Here is a 20342-nt window from a genome sequence, read left to right as displayed (position 1 = left end):
GACGACTTCGTCATCAAGCTGCGAATCATCCGCTTCCTGCGCACCCCCGAATACGACGAGCTGTTCTCCGGCGACCCCACCTGGGTCACCGAGTCGATCGGCGGCATCGGCGCCGACAACCGCCCCCTGGTCACCCGGACCAGCTTCCGCTACCTGCAGACCCTCTACAACCTCGGCCCCGCCCCGGAACCGAACCTGACCGTCTTCTGGTCGCCGCTGCTGCCGCAGGGCTTCAAGGACTTCTGTGCGCGGGTGTCGATCGACACCAGCGCCATCCAGTACGAGAACGACGAGCTGATGCGGCCCCGCTTCGGCGACGACACGGCGATCGCCTGCTGCGTGTCCGCGATGGCGGTCGGCAAGCAGATGCAGTTCTTCGGCGCCCGCGTCAATCTGGCGAAGACCCTGCTGTACGCGATCAACGGCGGCCGCGACGAGAACTCCGGCGCCCAGGTCGGGCCCGAGCTGCCGCCCCTGACCGGTGACGTGCTCGACTACGACACCGTCGCGCAGCGGTTCGACACGATGATGGAATGGCTGGCCGCCACCTACGTCAACGCCCTCAACATCATCCATTACATGCACGACCGGTACGCGTACGAGCGCATCGAGATGGCCCTGCACGACACCGACATCCTGCGTACCCTGGCGTGCGGTATCGCCGGCCTGTCGGTGGCCGCCGACTCGCTGTCGGCGATCAAGCACGCGAGCGTCCGGCCGGTCCGTGACGACCGCGGCCTGATCGTGGACTACACCGTCGACGGGGCGTTCCCCACCTACGGCAACAACGACGACCGTGCCGACGCCATCGCCGCCGAACTGGTCGAGTCGTTCATGGCGAAGATCCGCAAGCACCCCACCCACCGGGGCGCCGTGCACACCCAGTCGGTGCTGACCATCACCTCGAACGTCGTCTACGGAAAGCACACCGGCAACACCCCGGACGGCCGCCGGGCCGGGCAGCCGTTCGCCCCGGGCGCCAACCCGATGAACGCCCGTGACTCGCACGGCATGGTCGCCGCGGCGCTGTCGGTGGCGAAACTGCCGTACGAGCACGCCCAGGACGGCATCTCGCTGACCACCACGGTCACCCCGAACGGGCTCGGCAACACCCGCGACGAACGGGTCCGCAACCTCGTCGGCGTGCTCGACGGCTACACGTCGGTCGACGGCTTCCACATGAACGTCAACGTGCTCGACCGGGCCACCCTGGAGGACGCCATGGCGCATCCGGAGAACTACCCGCAGCTGACCATCCGGGTCTCCGGGTACGCGGTCAACTTCGTGCGGCTCACCGAGGAGCAGCAGCGCGACGTCATCTCCCGCACCTTCCACGGCGCGCTGTGACCGGGGGCGACATTCAGCGTCCCGACCTGGGCATCACCCCGGTCGGGACGCACCCGCCGCACGGGGTGCCGGTCGCGTCGGTGCACTCCTGGGACGTCGTCACCGCCGCTGACGGGCCCGGCACCCGCTTCGTCACCTTCCTCGCCGGCTGCCACCTGCGCTGCCTGTACTGCCACAACCCGGACACCTGGGAGGGCCGTAACGGCCAGCACGTGACCCTCGACGACCTGGTCGCCAAGATGCTCAGCTTCAAACGGTTCATCCAGGCGTCGGGCGGCGGGGTGACCGTCTCCGGCGGCGAGCCGCTGCTGCAGAACCACTTCGTCGAGGCGTACCTGCGCCGCTGCAAGGAGGAGGGCATGCACACCGCCCTCGACACCGCCGGGTTCCTCGGCGCCCGCGCCGGCGACCAACTGCTCGACGACACCGACCTGGTGCTGCTGGACGTCAAGTCCAGCGACCCGGTCACGTACCGCAAGGTGACCGGTGTGGCCCTGCACCCGACCATCGACTTCGGGGACCGGCTGGCCGCCCGCGGCAATCGGGTCCGGGTCCGGTTCGTGCTGGTGCCCGGCCTGACCGACGACCCGGACAACATCGCCGGGGTCGCCGACCACGCCGCCCGCTGGGGCAGCACCGACGACGGCGGCAACGTGGAACAGGTCGACATCCTCGGCTACCACCGTCTCGGCGTCGCCAAGTACCGGGAGCTGGGGATGCGCTACCCGCTGACGGACACCGTCCCGCCGACCGCGGAGCAGCTGGCCACGGCGGCCGGGCACTTCTCACAGCGCGGTCTGCGTGTCACCGTCGCCTGACCGTCGCCGGCCGGGCCCGATGGACCCGGCCGGTGAGCCGGACGGTCCTGTCCGCGCGGGTCACCGCCGAGATAACTTCCGAAGAGGAAGAGGCCCGAACCGTACACCGGCGAGGCGTACGAATTCCGCCCTCATCCGCGAGGGAGGCGTGCCGTGACACCGCTCGACCGACTGACTCTCACCCACTGCGTGCAGACCGCGGCGCTCGCGCCGTCACTGCACAACAGCCAGCCGTGGCGGTTCCGGATCGTCGACGGCGCGGTCGAGGTGTACGCCGACCGCCGCCGGCAGCTCGACGTCCTCGACCCGGCCGGACGGGAACTGCTGATCAGCGTCGGCGCCGCGGTGTTCACGCTGCGTCTCGCGATCGGCGTGCGGGGCCGGGACCCCGAGGTGTCGGTGCTGCCCGACCCGGAACACCCGGATCTGGTGGCCCGGATCCGGGCGGACCAGGTCACCACACCACCGGAGGAGGTCGGTGTCCTGGCGGCGGCGATCCCGGCCCGGCACACCAACCGGCGCCCGTTCACCGACGCCGTGGTCCCCGCCGACATCATGGAGCAGCTGATCGGGGCGGCGGCACGGGAAGGCGCGACGCTCACCGTGGCGGGCGCGGTCAGCCGTGACGCGATCATCGGGCTGTCCCAGGTCGCCGAGGCGCGGCTGGGCGGGCGCGGCGGCTACCGGGCCGAGCTCGGCCGGTGGACCCGGCCCGGCCCGAACCGCCGCGACGGCATCCCGCCGACCGCGTTCGGGCCGTGGGACGCCCTGGAGCACATGCCGATCCGTGACTTCGGGCTGGTGCACCGGCAGCCGTTCCGGCCCTCCGAGCGTTTCGAGCCGCATCCGGCGATCGTCGTGCTGGCCACCGGCGGCGACGGGCCGGCCGACTGGATCCGGGCCGGGCAGGCGCTGCAGCGGGTCCTGCTGACCGCCACCCACCTGCATCTGGCGACCACGCCGATCAGCCAGCCGCTCGAGGTGCCGGCGGTACGCGCGATGCTCACCGGCGCGGGCGACCACCGCTGGCCACAGATGATCATCCGGCTGGGCTATGCGGCGCCGGCCGCCGCGACCCCGCGCCGCCCGGTCGGCGAAGTCCTGGAGTGAGCGCCGGCCGCCGAGGTCGGCTCCGGCGGATCGGAACGCGCCGGGATCGACCCGGGGCGATGGTGTGACTTCGGCCGCTGTCACAGGGTTCTGTCAGCGGTCACTGGCTAGCTTTGCCGCCATGACGACGACCGACGCGCCGCCGGAGAAGCGCCCGAAACGGCGCCGCGTCGCCCTCTCCGTGCTGATCTGGGTGACGCTGGCCCCCGGTACCCTCTGGCTCCTGGGGCGGGCCTTCGGACTCGAGCGCGGCCCGCTGATCACCTTCTTCGCCGGGACCCCGTTCGTCGCCGCCTGGACCGTGATCCCGTTCCTGGGTGCCCTGGCCGCCAAACGGTGGCGGGCCGCCGTCGTGGCCGGGCTGGTCGCCGCCGGCATGGGCGCCTGTGTGCTGCCCCGTGCCGTGCCCGACCTCGACAAGGGCCCGTCCGACGGGGTCGCGCTGCGGGTGCTCACCCTCAACACCCTCTACGGCGAGGCCGACCCGGCGCAGATCGTCCAGCTCGTCCGGGACAACGACGTGGCCGTGCTCGCCGTGCAGGAGTTCACGCCCGGCGGCGAGGCGGCCCTGAAAGCGGCCGGCATCGGGCAGTTGCTGCCCTATCAGCAGCTCTCCGCGGCGACTGACGCGGGCGGCTCCGGCCTCTACTCGCGCTATCCGATGCTGACGCAGGCGACCCGCCGCAACGACGGTGGCTTCCAGCAGGCGTTCGCGACGATCCAGCCGGCCGGCGCCGTCGCGGTGCACGTCGAGTCGGTGCACCCGCTCGCGCCGGTCGGCCCGGAGATGTATCCGCGATGGGCCGCCGACCTGCGGGAACAGCCGCACGCCGGCGGGGACGGGCCGCTTCCGATCCTGCTCGGCGACTTCAACGCCACCCTCGACCACGAGGAGCTGCGGGACCTGATCGACACCGGCTACCGTGACGCGGCCGACGCCGTGGGCGAGGGCCTGACCCCCACCTGGCCGTCCTTCGACGGTTCCTCCGGGCTGGTGACGATCGACCACGTGCTGGTCGACGAGCGGATCGGGGTGCGCGACCTGCGGGTGCACACCGTGCGGCACTCCGACCATCGCGCCGTTCTGGCCTCGCTGACGATCCCCACGGCCGGCTGACGTCCCGGCCGGAAGGCGCGGCGGGCGCGGTCAGCCGGCGGCCAGATGCTCGATCTCGCCACGCAGGGACTCCGCCATCTGGGATAGGCCGTGCTGACCGCTGCCGTCTCCGTTGGCGGCGATCGCCACCCCACCGACCTGCTGATCCATCTCGGCGACCAGGACGGCGATCTCGTGGATCGCCTCCGCGGCGTCGCCGGCCGTGTGCTGGGCCGTGGCGACCTGGGCGGCGATGTCGTCGGACGACTGGTTGACCATGTCGGCCAGCGTCTTCACCTCGTTGGCCACGACCGCGAAGCCACGCCCGCTCGCGCCCGCGCGGGCCGCCTCGATGGTCGCGTTGAGCGCCAGCAGCCGGGTCTGCGCGGCGATGTGCTTGATCAGCAGGACGGCCTGCTGGATCTGTTCCGACGAGGTGCGCAGCGCCTCGACGGTGAGCACCGCGGCGTCCGTCCGGCCCACCACCCGCCGGGCCGAGCCGGCCAGGGTGTCGGCGGAGGCGCCCAGTTCCGTGGAGGCGGCGGCGACCTGCTCGGCCACCAACTGGATCCGGTCGGCGAGTTCGGCTCGGTCCCGTTCGCCCTGGGCCAGGGTGTCGGCGGTGTCGCTCATCTGCTCGCGGCCGGTGTCGATCCGCTCAGCGGCGTTGCGGTAGGCGCCCTTCATGCCGCGCGTCAGGAACCGGCGATGATATTCGCCCTGGCTCGCGGCGGAGAGCGAAGCGGCCGACTCGCGGATGAAGGCGTCGTTGATGTCGATGAACTCGTTCAGCACGTCGCGCAGCTCCTTCAGTTCGGGAGCGCCGTCCAGGGCGGGCACCCGCGCCTCGAAGTCGCCCTGGTGCAGCGCCCTGAGCGTGGCCACCACCCGTGCCACCGCGTCGCGGTAGCGGGCCTGTTCGTCGGTGGCGACGTCGGGCTGTGCCGCGCTTCTGGCGAAAAGTCTCATCGGCGTGTCACAACCTCATCCACCGGGGCGATCTCGGTAAGAGCCCACACGAACTGATCGTAGGTCTGTCCGCGCTCGGCGAGGGTCGCCCGCAGCAAGTCGGCGGAAGCAGCCACCGCGTCGGCGGGCCGGGAGTGGCGAGCCTCCTCGGCCCGGAGCTTCGCGTACACCGCCTGAACCTCCTGCACCGCCTTGCGCTGCGGCAGCCGCCGGCTGGAGTGGTAGCCGACGATGGAGCCGGCCGGATCGAGTGACGGGGTGACGTGCGCGAGCACCCAATAGTGCGCGCCGTCGGCGGCGAGGTTCACCACGTACGCGAAGATCTCCTTCTGGTGGGAGATGCGCTCCCACAGCAACTGGAACACACAGCGCGGCATTTCCGGGTGGCGGATCACGTTGTGCGGCTGACCGAGCACCTCCCGCTCGGTGAGTGCGGAGACCTCGAGAAACATGGCGTTCGCGTACGTGATGATGCCCTTGCGGTCGGTCTTGGTCACGATCAGCCGGTCCTCGTCGAACGTCCTCTCGACACCGGTGGGGGTGACCTTCGCTTCTCGCATGTTTCTCCGTTCGCCGAAGTACCCGTGTGACGGGCCATTCGGCGGGCCCCGGGCTCATATGACATCTCTGCCCTAGTTCCAGCCGAAGGTCCCGAACCGGACACCGGGGACCATTCACCCCGCAGGGGGTACGTGACGGTGCGCCCGTCGCGGCGCGCTGTCCGGCACGGCGAACGCGTCCTCCGGCGAGCAACACCGACTGTGCGGGAGGCCTAATCGGTCACCGGCGGATCCGCCGGATGGGCGCTCCCGCGACCGGGATCACCGGCGCCGTCGCCGGTGACGAGCGGGACGTGCCACCCCGCCTTGCCGGGCACGCCGAGAGACCACGGCCGCCAAGTGATCCGTTTACGGACCGAGACCACCACCGTGACGGGAGTGCTTCAGCGGCTGAAGCAGCTTCCGGTCCTGGTAACGCTTGCCGGGGAACACGGCAACCCTAGCTCCAGTTGACCCTTTATAAAGCAACTGCTTTAGTACGGGGATGGAGCACACAGTAGCGGAACAGCGCCTGGACGCCCTCTTCGCGGCGCTCAGCGACCGCACCCGGCGCGACATCGTCGTCCGGCTCAGCGCGGGCGACGCCACCGTCAAGGAGCTGGCCGAGCACTACACGATGACCATGCAGGCCGTGTCACAGCATCTCGGCGTGCTCGAACGATCCGGGCTGATCAGCCGCGGCCGCCACCGGCAGACCCGGCCGTGCCGGCTGGAACCCGCCGTCCTCGAGACCGCGGCCTCCTGGATCGAGGAGAGCCGGCGTACCTGGTCCGACCGGATGGACCGGCTGGAGACCCGCCTGGCCGAGCTGCGGGAGGGTGAGGCCCGGTGAGCGTCGACGAGCTCATCCACCAGCGGATCCTGCACGCGCCCCGCGAGCTGGTGTGGCGGTGCCTGACCGTGCCCTCCGAGCTGGCGCGCTTCTGGGGTCCCCGGGGAACGGTCACCCCGGCCGACGGCATCATCGTCGAGCTGCGCCCCGGCGGCCGCTTCGAGACCCTGATGATCGGTGCACACGGCAGCCACCGGATGGTCGCCGTGTTCACCGAGGTCGTCCCGCCCGAGCGGCTCGCCTGGGTGGAGCCGTTCAGCGGGATGCGGACCACCAGCACTCTCGGCGACCTGGGTGACGGCACTACCGAGGTCGTCATCCGCCAGCGGCACGTGCCCGAGGCGATGCGCACGCCCGAGGCCCGCGCCGGATTCCTCACCTCCCTCGACCGGCTCGAGGAGCATCTCGCCACGCACACCCGGGAAGACCGGTCATGACCGGCGCCCTGGTCGCGCACACGTACGAACGGCTCGCCGGCCTCCTCGCCGCCGCGCCGGAGCCGGTCTGGGACGCCCCGTCGCTGTGCGACGGGTGGCTGGTCCGTCATGTGATCGCCCATCTGACGATGCCGGTGTGGCTGACTCCGGAGCGGTTCGGAGCCGAGATGGCGGCCGCCGGCGGCGACTTCACCGTCCTCTCCGACACCGTGGCCGCCCGGGACGGCGCGCTGCCCACCGCCGACCTCCTCGGCCGGCTCCGGTCGCCGCGGCTGCACACGTGGCAGCCGCCGGGCGGTGGGGCGGCCGGCGCGCTGAGCCACGCCGTCATCCACTCCCTGGACGTGACCGTCGCCCTGGACCGGCCCGCCGTCGCTCCGGCCGAGGCGCGTGTCGCGGTGCTCGGCCTGCTCACCGCCGCCGGCGGCACGATGTTCGGAACGAACCTGAGTGGCGTCCGCCTCGAAGCCACCGACATCACCTGGGCATGGGGCACCGGGCGGCCCCTCCAGGCGGACAGTGGCGCCCTGGTGGCGCTTCTGAGCGGGCGTACCCTGCCCGACGGCCGCGCTCTGCCCCGCGCCTGACGGGCCGGCGCGGATGCGCCGGAGGCTCGCCGGCCGTTGTCGGCGAGCCTCCGGCGTCGATGCCGTCATGGCCACATCCGCCGGAGGCCCGGAGCCCGTGCCGGGCGATCCTGCCGCTGCCGTGCCCGTGCCCGGCGATCCCGCCACCGCCGGCCACCCTGCCACCGCCCGCCACCCTGCCGCTGCCCGGGGCGCGGCAGGTGTCCTGCCGCCGTGGCCATACACGAGTTCATCGGGGGCGGAGCGTCACGGGTCGCGGATGTGGCGCCTGTGCCGGGTGAGTCCGGGACGGGTTGAAAATGTGATATCACATTGCTACTGTCGAGACATCGTTACGGGGAAGGAGCCCTCCACATGACCAATCACCTCGACCTGCCCGCCCCGCAGGTTCGTGAGCACGCCGCCCGGGACGCCTCGGGCTGGCCGGTCCTCGGGCTGGCGCTGCTGGCCCTCCTCGCCGCCTTCGCCGCCTTCGTCACCGGCGTTCAGCAGGAGAGCGACGCGATGGTCGGCGTTCTGCTCGGCGTGGCGTTCCTGCTCGGGCTGGCCGGTCTGGCCGCGCTGGTCGGTCTCACGCCGGTCGCGCCGGGTGAGGCCCGTGTCGTCCAGCTTCTCGGCCGCTACACCGGGACGGTGCGCACCGACGGGCTCCGCTGGGTCAACCCGCTGACCGCCCGGCGCAAGATCTCCACCCGGATCCGCAACCACGAGACCGACGTGCTCAAGGTCAACGACGCCGACGGCAACCCGATCGAGATCGCGGCCGTCGTCGTCTGGCAGGTCGAGGACACCGCCCGCGCGGTGTTCGAGGTGGACGACTTCATCGAGTTCGTCGCGATCCAGGCGGAGACCGCGGTGCGGCACATCGCGAACAGTTACTCCTACGACTCCCACGACTCCACCCGGATGTCGCTGCGCGACAACGCCGACGAGATCACCGCCCGGCTTTCCGAGGAGATCGGGGTGCGGGTGGCGGCCGCCGGGGTGTCGATCATCGAGTCCCGGCTGACCCGCCTCGCCTACTCGCCGGAGATCGCCCACGCCATGCTCCGCCGTCAGCAGGCGAACGCGATCGTCGCCGCCCGCGCCCGGATCGTCGAGGGCGCCGTGGGCATGGTGGAGATGGCGCTGCTGCGCCTGGCCGAGAACGAGGTGGTCGACCTCGACGAGGAGCGCAAGGCCGCGATGGTCAGCAATCTGCTGGTCGTCCTGTGCGGCGACAGAGACGCTCAGCCCGTGGTCAACGCGGGAACCCTCTATTCCTGACCGCATGGCCACCGAGCGCAAGAAGCTGCTTCTCCGGCTCGACCCCGCCGTGCACGACGCGCTGGCGCGCTGGGCCGGCGACGAGCTTCGGAGCACGAACGCGCAGATCGAGTATCTGTTGCGCAAGGCCCTCGCCGACGCCGGCCGCCTGCCCGGTGGGGTCGGCCGGATGCGAGGGCCCGGCAGGCCTTCCGCCGCACCCGAGCCGGAGGAGGAATGACATGCACGTTCCCGGCAGCCTTCCACAATGCGTCTACCTGCTGGCCCACGACCCCGGCAAGGGCCGGGTCCGGTGGGGCACCGAGCTCGGCCTGATGCTCCGCGCGGCCGCTCTGGCCGACCTGTTCGCCTCCGGCCACCTCACCGACGAGCGTGGCCGTGCCGTCGCCGTCGAAGGCCGCCGTCCCTGCGACGATCCGGTTCTCGAGGCGCTCCGCCAGGAGGTCGCCGGGTCCAGGCCGCGCAGATGGCAGCACTGGATCGGTCATCGCCAGAGAGCCATGGTCAAGGCGGTGCGGGCCCAGCTCGGCGGCGACGGCTGGGTTCGCCTCCAGCCGTACCGGATTCTCGGGCTCTTTCCGGCGACCAGGGTGACGATCCGTGATCCCCGTGTCCGCAAGGCGCTTCTCGGCCGGGTCGGCGACGCCCTGAGGAAGCCCGTCGGCCGGGTCGACCCCGCCGACGCGGCGCTCGTGGCGGTGATCGCCGGGGGAGGTCTCGGTCTGGTCCTCGACCGCAAGGCGAGGCGTGCCCACAAGCGGCGGATCAAGGAGCTGACCGAGCTCAGCGGACCGGTCGGGGCCGCTCTGCGCGCCGCGATCCGGGAGGCGGCCCTGGGCGAGGGCGCCGTGTAGCCGCTATAGTGAAACTGCAAACGGCGTTCGCAGTTTTCGGGAGGGTGACCATGGAACAGAGCTGGACCGTGCGACGGGTGCCGGCGGCTGACGGAGCAGAGATCGTCCTGCACTCCGTCGGCGCCGGGCCGGACGTCGTCGTCGTGCACGGCGGCGGCGTCACCCTGGAGATGTACAGGCGCCTCGCCGTCCGGCTCGCCGACCGGTTCACCGTGCACCTCTACAACCGGCGCGGCCGGGCCGACGCCGCGGCCCGCGCCGAGCCCTACGACGGTGAGCAGGACATCGACGACCTCGCGGCGCTGCTCGCACACACCGGCGCCGGCAACGTGATCGGTCACAGCGGGGGCGGTTTCATCGCCCTGCGGGCCGCCGTGCGGCGGCTGCCGATCCGCCGGCTCGCGCTCTACGACCCGGCGGTCCAGGTCGACGGGATGACCCCGACCGCGTGGCTGCCCGCCGCGCGAGAGGCGGCGCTGGCCGGCGACGTCGCCCGCGCCATGGCGATCACCTCGGCCGGCATCAACACCCATCAGGCGGCGTCCCGCCTGCCGCTCGGCCTCCAGGTCGCCGTCTGCCGGCTGTTCCTGCGCACGTCCATCGGCCGGGCGATGGGCGAGCTGCTGCCGACCACCCTCGACGAGGCCGCCCTGATCCACCGCCACGACGGCCCGCCGCAGCAGTGGGCCGGCATCGACGCCGAGGTGCTGCTGGCCTGCGGCGCCGACGGGCCGTCCTACTACCGGCCGACCAACGAGGCGCTGGCCCGGGTCATGCCGCACGCCCGCACGCTGGTGGTGCCGCGCGCGGCACACGACGGTCTCAACCGGGCCCCGCAGCACCTGGTCGGCGCGCTGGCCGACTTCTTCGCGGCGCCGGTCGCCTCGGAGCCTACCGGCCCGTGACGGCGGCGGACGAAACCCTCACGCACGCTCACGGCGTACCGATAGGAACGGAAAGGACAGGCACGGATCTCGACCACCCGGGAGAGGCGAATCGATGAGCGTGGGGGCACGGCCGACGCCGGATCAGGTCACCGCCGGGCGCAATCCCGTGTCCGGGCTGCTCGCGGACCAGCGTGTCGGCACGAAGATCTACGTGTCGGTGCTGGCGGTCGCGCTCGCCGCGCTCGCCATCGGGGTGCTGTCGATCAACCGGATGAACAGCCTCAACCAGGACATCAAAAACATGAAGACCGCGCACGTGGACGCTCTCGTGCAGCTCAGCACGCTGCGCGGCGCCTCCAGCGACTCGTGGCAGAACGTGTTCGGGTGGGTGTCCGTCTCCGCCGCGCGGAAGCCCACCTCCCGTGCGCTGGTCCAGGACGCCGACGACGCGTTCGAGGCCGCGCTCGGCGCCTACCAGCGGCTGGCCGCCGGATCACCGGAGCGCACGGCCGCCGCGCAGCGGGTCGGCGACGCGTTCGCCTACTTCCGGAACCTGCGCGACGCGGTGCTGTTCCGGGAGGCGCCGCCCGCCGGGTTCGCGGTGCCCGCCGCCGACCAGATCGCCACCGTGTGGACCCGGACCCAGACCGAGTTCAAGGACGCCATCGCCGAGCTCCAGCGCACCGAGGACACCGAGTCCGCACAGGTGGCGGCGGCCGCCCAGAGCTCGTACGAGAGCGCCCGCAACCAGATGATCGCGTTCATGGCGATCGCGCTGGTCCTCGCCGTCGGCCTCGCCGCGTTCGTCCGCCGGGTCATCGTCCGGCAGCTCGGCAGCGTCTCCATGTCGCTGGCCGCCGTCGCCCGCGGCGATCTCACCGTGCCGGCGGAGGTCCAGGTCCGTGACGAGCTCGGCGGCATGGCGGTGGCCGTCAACACCGCCCGCGACGGGCTGCGCGACATGGTCGGGCACCTCACCAGCAGTTCCCAGATCCTGGGGCAGAGCACCCGGCGGCTCACCACCGCCACCGACCGGATCGGCGAGTCGGCACGGCAGGCCGCCGGCCGGGCCGACGCGGTCGCCGCCGCGGCCGGCACCGTCTCCTCCAACGTGCAGACCGTCGCCTCCGGCAGCGAGGAGATGGGCGTCTCCATCCGCGAGATCGCCGAGAGCGCCAACGAGGCGGCCCGGGTCGCCTCCGAGGCGGTGGGCGTCGCCGAGAACACCAACGCCACCGTCTCCAAACTGGGGGACTCCAGTGCGGAGATCGGCAACGTCGTCAAGACGATCACCGCGATCGCCGAGCAGACGAACCTGCTCGCTCTCAACGCCACCATCGAGGCGGCGCGCGCCGGCGAGATGGGCAAGGGCTTCGCCGTGGTGGCCAGCGAGGTGAAGGACCTCGCCCAGGAGACCGCGCGCGCCACCGACGACATCTCCCGCCGGGTGGAGGCCATCCAGTCGGACACCGCGAACGCGGTCGCCGCGATCGGCGAGATCTCGCAGATCATCGCGCGGATCAACGCCTACCAGCTGACCATCGCCTCGGCCGTCGAGGAACAGACCGCGACCACCGGCGAGATGAGCCGCAGCGTCAGCGACGCCGCGCAGGGCAGCACCGAGATCGCCGCTACGATCACCGGCGTCGCCACCGCGGCGCAGACGACCACGTCGTCACTGGCCGAGGCCGCCACCACCGCCCGGGAGCTGGCCGGCATCAGCGCCGAGCTGGAGCAGGTCATCGGGCGTTTCCGCATCTGATCCCGCGGTTCCCCGCACCCGGTTGGCCGGCCCGGCACACCTCGGGGGAGCTTTCCGCGTACCCCCGACAGTTCTTGATCTTCGGGCCGGCTCGCCCGCCCGGACGAGCTGATCGACCACCGGCGATTTCACGGATGTGTGACGAAATCATGGCATCGACGATGCAGAGACCCCCGAACGTCCCCTGGAGGTTTCATGCGCCGTCTTCTCGTCCTCGTCACCGCTCTGCTGACCGCGATCGCGCTGATCCCGGCGGCGCCCGCCGCGGCCGCACCCGGCACGCCGGTGATCTTCGTGCACGGTTACACCGGAAGCGCCTCGAACTGGACCACCGCGATGTCGGTGTTCCGGGCCGGCGGCTACGCGGGCAGCGAGCTGTTCGCGTACGAGTACAACTCCTACGGCAACAACATCACCAACGCCCAGGGGCTGGCCGGTTACGTCAGCCAGGTCCGGGCGCGCACCGGCGCGTCCCAGGTCGACATCGTGAACCACTCGATGGGCGGCCTGGTCAGCCTGTGGTACGTCAAGCAGCTGGGCGGCGCCCAGTACGTCCGGCGGCTCGCGTCGATCGCCGGCGCCAACCACGGCACCACCTACGCGGGCGCCTGCCTCGTCTACGTGACCTGCCAGCAGATGTATCCGGGATCCTCGTTCATCAACACGCTCAGCGCCGGCGACGAGACTCCGGGCAGCACCCGCTACGCAACGTGGTACTCGCCGTGTGACGGCATCATCATCCCCTACACCAGCACCGTCCTGAGTGGCGCCACCAACAACTACGTGGCCTGCGAGACCCACCTCGGCTTCCTGACCAGCACCACGACGCTCACCCAGATCAGGTCCTTCCTCGGAAGCTGACCCGGACGCGGCGAGCCGCGCGCCTTCTCCGGGCGCGCGGCTCGGGCAGGGGGAGACCTCTGACGGCGCCTCTCGTGCGGTCCGGCGACCGCCCGAAGGCGCCGTCCCGCTCGCCGGCGGCCGTGCCGGACGGGCCGTCGCCGTGATCACGTGGCGCGCAGCGGCTGTCGCGAATCGACGAAATGTCCGGGCAGTCCGGACCGAACCGGTGCGGGTGGACGGTATGCGCGAGGATGACACTTCCTAGTGAACCCGGCAATATGGCAGATTGATTCAGCATCGTCTCTGCCTGGAGGAAACCGCGCATGCCCGAAAGCTCGTCGTCCCCGGCTACCGGACCGCGGCTCGCCGTCACCGCGGCGCTCGCCGCCGGGATGGTCTGCCTGCCGGCCTCCGCTCAGGCCGCCGGGCCGGCGACGGGCCTGAGAGCGGCCGCGGCGCCGGCCGCCCTGTGTGACTCCGGCGCCACGAACGCGGCCGACCAGGCCGTCGCGGACCGGGTGCGCCCGGCGATGAACGGCCGCCGGCTCGGCCGGTCGGTGGCCGGACGGCACATCGCGTGCGCCCGCTTGATCATCCGCCATGTGCAGGAGCGTGGGCTGCCGCAGCGGGCGGCGGTGATCGCCGTGACCACCGCCATCACCGAGAGCACGCTGCACAACTACCTGTCCGCGGTCGACCACGACAGCCTCGGGCTGTTCCAGCAGCGGCCCTCGCAAGGCTGGGGCCGGCCCGGGCAGTTGACCGACGCCCGCTACTCGACGTGGGCGTTTCTCGACGCCATGCTGCGCAAATACCCGGGCGGCAAGTGGATGACCGGCGACATCGGAGCGATCTGCCAGCGCGTGCAGATCTCGGCCTTCCCGATGGCGTACGCACCGGAGGTGCACGACGCGCAGATCCTGGTGGCGGCGTTGTGGGCGCAGACCGCGGTCGGCCCGGCGCCGTCGGCGGTGAAGGCGGCGGCCGGCCCGTTCCAGCGGGCTCTGGTCACCGCGGGGACCGAGCTGGGCCCGCTCCAGGGCCATCACGACGTGCTGACCGCGGACTGGAGTGGTGACGGCCGCCCGGACCTGCTGGTCGTCAAGGGCGGCGGCACGGCCACCGGTAAGACCGACGTCTGGGTGATGGACGGGGCGACCAGTTTCGCGGCGCTGTCGGCGAACGTCGCCACCCCGCTCGGCCCCACCGACGCCCGCCATTCCTACCTCGCCGCCGACGTCACCGGCGACAAACGGGCCGACCTGCTGGTGGTGCAGAGGTCCGGCACCGCGAGCGGCCGTACCGAACTGCGGATCCTCGACGGATCGTCGGCGTTCCGGCGGCTCGCGTCGGAGACCGCCACCGCGTTGCCCGCCACCGACGACCGCCACCGGTTCGCCGCGGCCGACTTCAACGCCGACGGCAAGGTCGACCTCGTCATGGCGCAGACGTCCGGCACCGCCAGCGGAAAGGTCGAGGTGCAGGTCCTGGACGGCGCGACGGACTTCCAGCGGCCGGTGACACCGCCGATCACGACGACGGAGCCGGTGGGCGACGATCTCGAGGCGGCCGTGACCGACTGGAACGGTGACCGGCGCCCCGACCTCGTGCTGGTGCGGCCCGCCGGGACGGCCGGCAAGAAGACGGAGCTGCGGGTTCTCGACGGTGCGTCCGGCCTCGGCAAGCGGCTGGCGACGGCGGTCACCGCGGCGGGCGTCATCGACGACCGTCACGACCTCACCGTCACCGACTGGAACGCCGACGGGCGTCCCGACCTTGCGGTGATCCAGAAGACCGGGACGGCGAGCGGTCGTGCCGAGGTGCGCATTCTCGGCGGCTGACCGGGAACGGTCCCGGCCGCCTCGCCTCGCGGGGCCACCGATCTCAGCCCGGCGGGCGCGGCACGGGCCGGGCCCGGCAGCGAGCGCGCGCAGACGGGCGGGACGGTCCTGATCGGACGGGACGCGGTCACGCGTACCGGGAAATGAAAAATGCATCGAGCCAGGGAAATGTTTGCATGTGTGCGGTAGAACGGGCCGCATGCGGAGAACTCTGATCGCCGCGATGACGGCGAGCGCACTGCTGATGGGAGTGACGGCGCCCGCCTCGGCGGACCCGCCGAAACCCGCGCCGAGCGCGCTGCCACCCGGCTGGTCCCTCGGTGAACGGGGCCTGACCTGGACCAGTGAGCGGATGATCCCGCCGGGCGGCGCGGCGGTCGAGTTCTGGTCCGGCGACCGGCTGCTCGGCCGCGCCCGCGGCGGCTCGGACCTGCGCACGTTCGTCCTGCCCGGTGGTGCGGGCAGGCTCGACGACCTTCAGGTGCGGATCGGCGGCAAGCGGGTGGACGCGGCAGCGCCCCGGCAGCGCCGCACGGCCGGCACACCGGCGACCGCGCCGGAGCTGCCGGCCGCCCGCTTCGACCCGGGAACCCCGGGGCCGTACGCGACGACGACCGGCGAGTACACCCTGCCCGGCATCGCGTTGTCCACCTATCCGGAGCCCGTCGAGATGCGGGCCGTCGTGGTCGCGCCGAAGGGGGCGCCGGGCGAGCGGCCGCTCGCGCTGTTCCTGCACGGCAACCACTGGACCTGCTACATCGACGGCGACGAGGACACCCTGATCGTGCACTGGCCGTGCCCGGCGGGCACCCTGCCGGTGCCGAGCCACCGCGGCTACCTGCAGTCGCAGCGATTGCTGGCGTCGCAGGGCTACGTCACCGTGTCGATCTCGGCGAACGGCATCAACGCCCAGGCCGACGTGGACACCGACGGCGGCGCGCAGGCCCGTTCCTCGCTGATCCGCACCCATCTGGCGCGCTGGGCCGACTGGTCGGGCGGCGGCCGGGACCGCGCGCCCGCCGTCGTCCGGCAGGCGCCCCGGGCCGACATGTCGAAGGTGCTCCTGATGGGCCACTCGCGCGGCGGCGAAGGCGCCAACCGGGCCGCGCTGGACAGCCTCACCCCACCGCCCGCCGACCGGGACGACTACCGGGGCCGGGTGCGCTGGACGATCCGCGGGCTGTTCCTCGTCGGGCCGACCGCCTTCGGCCAGAACCCGCAACCCGACGTGCCGTCGGCGACGCTCCTGCCCGGCTGCGACGGCGACGTCTCCGACCTGCAGGGGCAGATGTACGTCGACGCCACCCGGGGGGTCAGCGCCGGCCGGGCGCTGCACAGCACGGTGTACATGATCGGCGCCAACCACAACTACTTCAACACCGAATGGACGCCGGGGCAGGCGGCCGGGCCGGCGTTCGACGACTTCTTCCTCGAGGACGATCCGCTGTGCACGGCGGGGCTCTCCCCGGCCCGGCTCACCGCCGGGCAGCAGCAGACGGCCGGCGCCACGTACCTGGCCGCCGCGGCGCGGCTGTTCGTGGCCGGCGACGACCGGGCCCGGCCGCTGTTGGACGGCACCGGGGTGCGGGCGCCCTCGGCCGGGCCGGCTCGGGTGTTCACCCATGCGATCGGCGCGAACCGCGACGCGGTGATCATTCCGGATCCGAGCCTCGGCGTGCGGCGGGCCCGGCTCTGTGAGCAGGCGCCCGCCGAACCCGCGGACGGCTGCATCGACAACGGCAAGTGGGCGTCCGGGTCGCCGCACTTCGTTCCGCTCGCCGTCCCGGAACCCGGCCGGTACGCGGTCGCGCTCGACGACGGCGCCACTCTGACCCCGGCGAAGGCTCAGCCGGTCGCCGGATCGCAGGCTCTGGCGATGCGCCTGATCGTGCCGCCCAACGCGCCGGCCACCCCGTTCACCGTCGCGGTCACCGACGACCGGGGCCGCCGCACCGAGCTCGGGACCGCCACGATCAGCGGCTTGCCCGGCAGCGACGACACGTGGTCGTACTGGGCGCAGGAGGTCCGGCTGCCCCTGCCGCCGGCCGTGCGTGCCGTCGCGAGCCTGGAGATCACGCCCGGCGGTGACGGCCCCGCCTGGCTGATCGACGCGTGGGCCTGGAGTCCCGGCACGCCGGCGCCGCGCCCCGCCGGCCTCGACCGCGTGGACGTCGGCGATCTGACCGTCGACGAGGGCGACTCCGGCCCCACCACCTACACGGTGCCGGTACTGATCCGCGGCGGCGAGGCGGCCCGGATCCGGCTGTTCCTCACCGACTCCCGCACCGACGAGACGACGAGCTGGGTGGCCGACATCAAGCCCGGCACCACACGGATCCCGGTGCCGATCGCGGTGGCCGGCAACACCACGTACGGCGGCGACCGCCGGTACACGCTGGCTGCGAAGGCGATCACCGACGCGGTGGTCGGCGACTACGACGGCGGCGTCCTCGTCCGCGAGGACGAGCCGATCCCGGAGGTCACCTTCACCCCGCCGACCGCCACCGCGACCGAGGGCGTGCCGCTCGCGTGGACGGTCACCCTGTCCGCGCCGGCCGACGGCGAGCTGACCCTGGGGCTCATCGCACGCGAGCCGGAGACCGGGCCGGAGCTGTCCTCCACCGACGTCGACCCGGCCTGGTTCACCGAGATCACCGGCAGGGACCCGGAACCGTCCCGGCCGCTGTCCGCCGGCGGCGTCGTCCGGTTCCTGACGATCGATCCGGGCACGACGACCCTGGAGGTGACCGTTCCGACGATCACCGACGCGACGGCCGAGGGCGCCGAGCACCTCACGTTCGACACCTACCTCTACCCGCCCGACGCCTGGTTCCCGGAGGTCCTGCCCCCGATCCACGGCACGGTCACCGATTAGGCCGCCCGGCCCCTGTCCCGCGGGTTCCGCGGGCAGGGGCCGGCTCACCGGTGCTTTTCCGGTCGCCAGCCGTTAATCAGAAGGACACAGCATTGACACATGCAAGTTTGTTAAGCATTCTCTGAGAGCGCTCTCTCCATACCGGAGACGCCGCCCTCATCCCCAGGAGTCCTCAATGTCCCCACGATCCAAGGTGCTGAGCGCCCTCGCCGCGCTCCTGGCCGCGATACCGATCGGGGTGGCCGTCGCCGCTCCCGCCGCCCAGGCGGCCGGCCCCGCACTGCTGCCGTTCACCGTCACCAACAGCACCGGCCGCGGCGACGCCACCTACCTCTACCTGATCGGCGTGAACCTCACCACCGGCCGGCTCGGCTACGTCACCGGCGGCGGAACGTTCACCAACTGGCCGGCCGGCTCCCTGCCGCCGTCACCCGCGCCGGACGTCGCCATCGGCGGACCCGGCAACGGCGGCAGCACCACCATCCAGCTGCCGCGCAACTTCTCCGGCCGGCTCTACATGTCCCTCGGCCAGAAGCTGAAGTTCTTCCTCACCCCGGACGGGCTGGTCCAGCCGGCGCCGTGGGCGTCCGGCGACCCCAACCACGACATCCTCTTCGACTGGAGCGAGTTCACCTACAACGACGCCGGGCTGTGGCTCAACAGCTCGCAGGTGGACATGTTCGCCGTGCCGCACGCGGTCACCGTCTCCGGCAGCGACGGCACGAAGACCACCGGCACGGTCGTCGCCAACGGGCGGCAGAACATCATCGACCAGATCAAGGCCCAGCCCGGCTGGGCGAACACGGTGGTCACCCGCTCCGACGGGACCGTGCTGCGGGTGCTCGCCCCCGGCAAGGCCGCCGACGCCGGGCTGTTCAGCGGCACCTACCTCGACTCGTACATCAACGCCGCCTGGAACGCCTACACCGGCCGGACGCTGACCGTCGTACCGTTCGGCGACCAGCCCAACACCAGGTACTTCGGCCGGACCTCCGGCAACACCATGGTCTTCACCAACGGGTCCGGCGCGCAGGTCGCCACCTTCAACAAGCCGACCAGCGCCCACGTGTGGGGCTGCGACGGCAACCTCCACGCCCCCAACGACCTCGTCGTCGGACCGATCGCGCGCACCCTCTGCGCGGCGCTCAACCGCGGCACCCTCGGCACGATCGACACCCAACCCGGGGGTACGCCCACCGACTTCTACAAGAGCAACCCCACCAACCAGTACGCGCGGATCATCCACGCGAACATGGCCGACGGGAAGGCGTACGCGTTCGCCTTCGACGACGTGCAGGCCCAGGAGTCGCTGGTCTACTCCAGCAACCCCACCTCGGCGGGCGTCACCCTCTCCCCGTTCACCGGCGGCGGTGGCGGTGGATCGGTGACCGGGTACGCGGTGACCGGCCCCGGCGGCAAGTGTGTCGACGTCGCAGGTGACGACACCGGTGGCAACGGGGCCGCCGTACAGCTGTGGGACTGCCAGGCCGGCGCCAAGGACCAGCACTGGACCCTCAGGAACGGCACCCTGCAGACTCTGGGCCGCTGCCTCGACGTCACCGGCAACAGCACCGCCGGCGGCAGCAGACTCCAGCTCTGGGACTGCAACGGCGCCGGCGGCCAGCAGTGGGTCACCCGGGCCGACGGCACCCTGCGCAACCCGCAGTCCGGCCGGTGCGCCGACTCGCCGTCCGGCAGCACGGCCAACGGCGCCCGGCTCCAGATCTGGGACTGCAACGCGTCCGGGGCGCAGAGGTTCGCCTACAACGCGGGCGCCACCAACCTGACCGCGCCCGGCGGCAAATGCGTCGACGTCGCAGGTGACGACACCGGTGGCGACGGCGCGGCCGTACAGCTCTGGGACTGCCAGCTCACCGCCCGCGACCAGCACTGGGCCTGGACCGGGCAGTCCCTGACCACCCTCGGCCGGTGCCTCGACGTCGCCGGTGGCGGCACCGCCAACGGCGCCCAGCTCCAGCTGCACGACTGCACCGGCAACCCGGCGCAGACGTGGGTGCTCAACAGCAACGGCACGATCAGCAACCCGCAGTCCGGCCGCTGCGTCGACGCGACGTCCGGCAACACCGCCAACGGCGTACGCCTGCAGATCTGGGACTGCAACGGCACCGCCGCCCAGAAATTCGCCAAGGCCTGACCAGCGCGCAGCGGCCGGGTCGTGTGCGGTCGGCCGTCAGCGCTGTCTCACGCACGTCGAGACAGCGCTGACGGCCGGCCCGGAGTGGATCGCTTCGCGGAGG

18 protein-coding genes are annotated in these 20342 nt (G+C 72.0%); 16 read left to right on the top strand and 2 right to left on the bottom strand.

Annotated features, from left to right (window positions below; all coding sequences use genetic code 11):
• The 4 genes from AB0I88_RS30385 to AB0I88_RS30370 all read left to right on the top strand — a co-directional run.
• Positions 1-1347 (top strand): pyruvate formate lyase family protein (locus AB0I88_RS30385; RefSeq protein ID WP_361032202.1); only part of this gene is annotated, 1347 nt, incomplete at its 5' end.
• The gene (gene pflA / locus AB0I88_RS30380; protein ID WP_361032199.1) at positions 1344-2165 is read left to right on the top strand and encodes a pyruvate formate-lyase-activating protein; all 822 of its coding nucleotides are present in this window, start codon (positions 1344-1346) and stop codon (positions 2163-2165) included. The genes AB0I88_RS30385 and pflA, both read left to right, overlap by 4 nt.
• A 153-nt stretch (positions 2166-2318) precedes the next feature.
• Positions 2319-3275: a nitroreductase family protein gene (locus AB0I88_RS30375; protein ID WP_361032196.1), complete on the top strand. Its 957-nt coding sequence runs from the start codon at positions 2319-2321 to the stop codon at positions 3273-3275.
• Between the two features lie 121 nt (positions 3276-3396).
• Positions 3397-4392 (top strand): endonuclease/exonuclease/phosphatase family protein, encoded by a 996-nt coding sequence (locus AB0I88_RS30370; protein ID WP_361032193.1) that lies wholly within the window; start codon positions 3397-3399, stop codon positions 4390-4392.
• A 30-nt stretch (positions 4393-4422) separates the two neighbouring features.
• On the opposite strand, the gene AB0I88_RS30365 is transcribed toward AB0I88_RS30370, so the two are convergent.
• Positions 4423-5340, bottom strand: a complete 918-nt coding sequence (locus AB0I88_RS30365) for a methyl-accepting chemotaxis protein (RefSeq protein WP_361032190.1) — start codon at positions 5338-5340, stop codon at positions 4423-4425.
• Positions 5337-5900, bottom strand: coding sequence for a PAS domain-containing protein (locus AB0I88_RS30360; RefSeq protein ID WP_361032187.1), 564 nt, complete (start codon positions 5898-5900; stop codon positions 5337-5339). The genes AB0I88_RS30365 and AB0I88_RS30360 overlap by 4 nt, the downstream gene beginning before the upstream one ends.
• 484 nt (positions 5901-6384) lie before the next feature.
• Here AB0I88_RS30360 and AB0I88_RS30355 point away from each other — a divergent pair, with 484 nt between their 5' ends.
• The 12 genes from AB0I88_RS30355 to AB0I88_RS30300 all read left to right on the top strand — a co-directional run bounded on the left by AB0I88_RS30355 (position 6385) and on the right by AB0I88_RS30300 (position 20239).
• On the top strand, positions 6385-6732 hold the full coding sequence (locus tag AB0I88_RS30355) for a metalloregulator ArsR/SmtB family transcription factor (RefSeq protein ID WP_361032184.1): 348 nt from the start codon (positions 6385-6387) through the stop codon (positions 6730-6732).
• Positions 6729-7169, top strand: coding sequence for an SRPBCC domain-containing protein (locus AB0I88_RS30350; protein ID WP_361032181.1), 441 nt, complete (start codon positions 6729-6731; stop codon positions 7167-7169). The genes AB0I88_RS30355 and AB0I88_RS30350 overlap by 4 nt, the downstream gene beginning before the upstream one ends.
• On the top strand, positions 7166-7756 hold the full coding sequence (locus AB0I88_RS30345; protein ID WP_361032178.1) for a maleylpyruvate isomerase family mycothiol-dependent enzyme: 591 nt from the start codon (positions 7166-7168) through the stop codon (positions 7754-7756). The genes AB0I88_RS30350 and AB0I88_RS30345 overlap by 4 nt, the downstream gene beginning before the upstream one ends.
• 354 nt (positions 7757-8110) lie before the next feature.
• On the top strand, positions 8111-9022 hold the full coding sequence (locus AB0I88_RS30340) for an SPFH domain-containing protein (RefSeq protein WP_361032175.1): 912 nt from the start codon (positions 8111-8113) through the stop codon (positions 9020-9022).
• A 4-nt stretch (positions 9023-9026) separates the two neighbouring features.
• Positions 9027-9242, top strand: coding sequence for a hypothetical protein (locus AB0I88_RS30335; RefSeq protein WP_361032172.1), 216 nt, complete (start codon positions 9027-9029; stop codon positions 9240-9242).
• A 1-nt stretch (position 9243) separates the two neighbouring features.
• Positions 9244-9876: a GPP34 family phosphoprotein gene (locus AB0I88_RS30330; RefSeq protein ID WP_361032169.1), complete on the top strand. Its 633-nt coding sequence runs from the start codon at positions 9244-9246 to the stop codon at positions 9874-9876.
• A gap of 50 nt (positions 9877-9926) precedes the next feature.
• Complete coding sequence (locus AB0I88_RS30325; protein ID WP_361032166.1) at positions 9927-10781, top strand: alpha/beta hydrolase; 855 nt, start codon at positions 9927-9929, stop codon at positions 10779-10781.
• A gap of 94 nt (positions 10782-10875) precedes the next feature.
• On the top strand, positions 10876-12525 hold the full coding sequence (locus AB0I88_RS30320; protein WP_361032163.1) for a methyl-accepting chemotaxis protein: 1650 nt from the start codon (positions 10876-10878) through the stop codon (positions 12523-12525).
• Positions 12526-12720: 195 nt separating this feature from the next.
• Positions 12721-13386: an alpha/beta fold hydrolase gene (locus AB0I88_RS30315; protein WP_361032160.1), complete on the top strand. Its 666-nt coding sequence runs from the start codon at positions 12721-12723 to the stop codon at positions 13384-13386.
• 305 nt (positions 13387-13691) lie between these two features.
• Positions 13692-15209 (top strand): VCBS repeat-containing protein, encoded by a 1518-nt coding sequence (locus tag AB0I88_RS30310; protein ID WP_361032157.1) that lies wholly within the window; start codon positions 13692-13694, stop codon positions 15207-15209.
• Between the two features lie 199 nt (positions 15210-15408).
• Positions 15409-18084: a hypothetical protein gene (locus AB0I88_RS30305; protein WP_361032154.1), complete on the top strand. Its 2676-nt coding sequence runs from the start codon at positions 15409-15411 to the stop codon at positions 18082-18084.
• A gap of 175 nt (positions 18085-18259) precedes the next feature.
• Positions 18260-20239: a beta-1,3-glucanase family protein gene (locus tag AB0I88_RS30300; protein ID WP_361032151.1), complete on the top strand. Its 1980-nt coding sequence runs from the start codon at positions 18260-18262 to the stop codon at positions 20237-20239.
• The last annotated feature ends 103 nt before the right edge of the window (positions 20240-20342 follow it).

Origin of the sequence: Actinoplanes sp. NPDC049802, assembly GCF_040656595.1 — a bacterium.
Lineage (GTDB): Bacteria > Actinomycetota > Actinomycetes > Mycobacteriales > Micromonosporaceae > Actinoplanes.
This window is presented reverse-complemented; position numbering and strand designations above follow the sequence as displayed.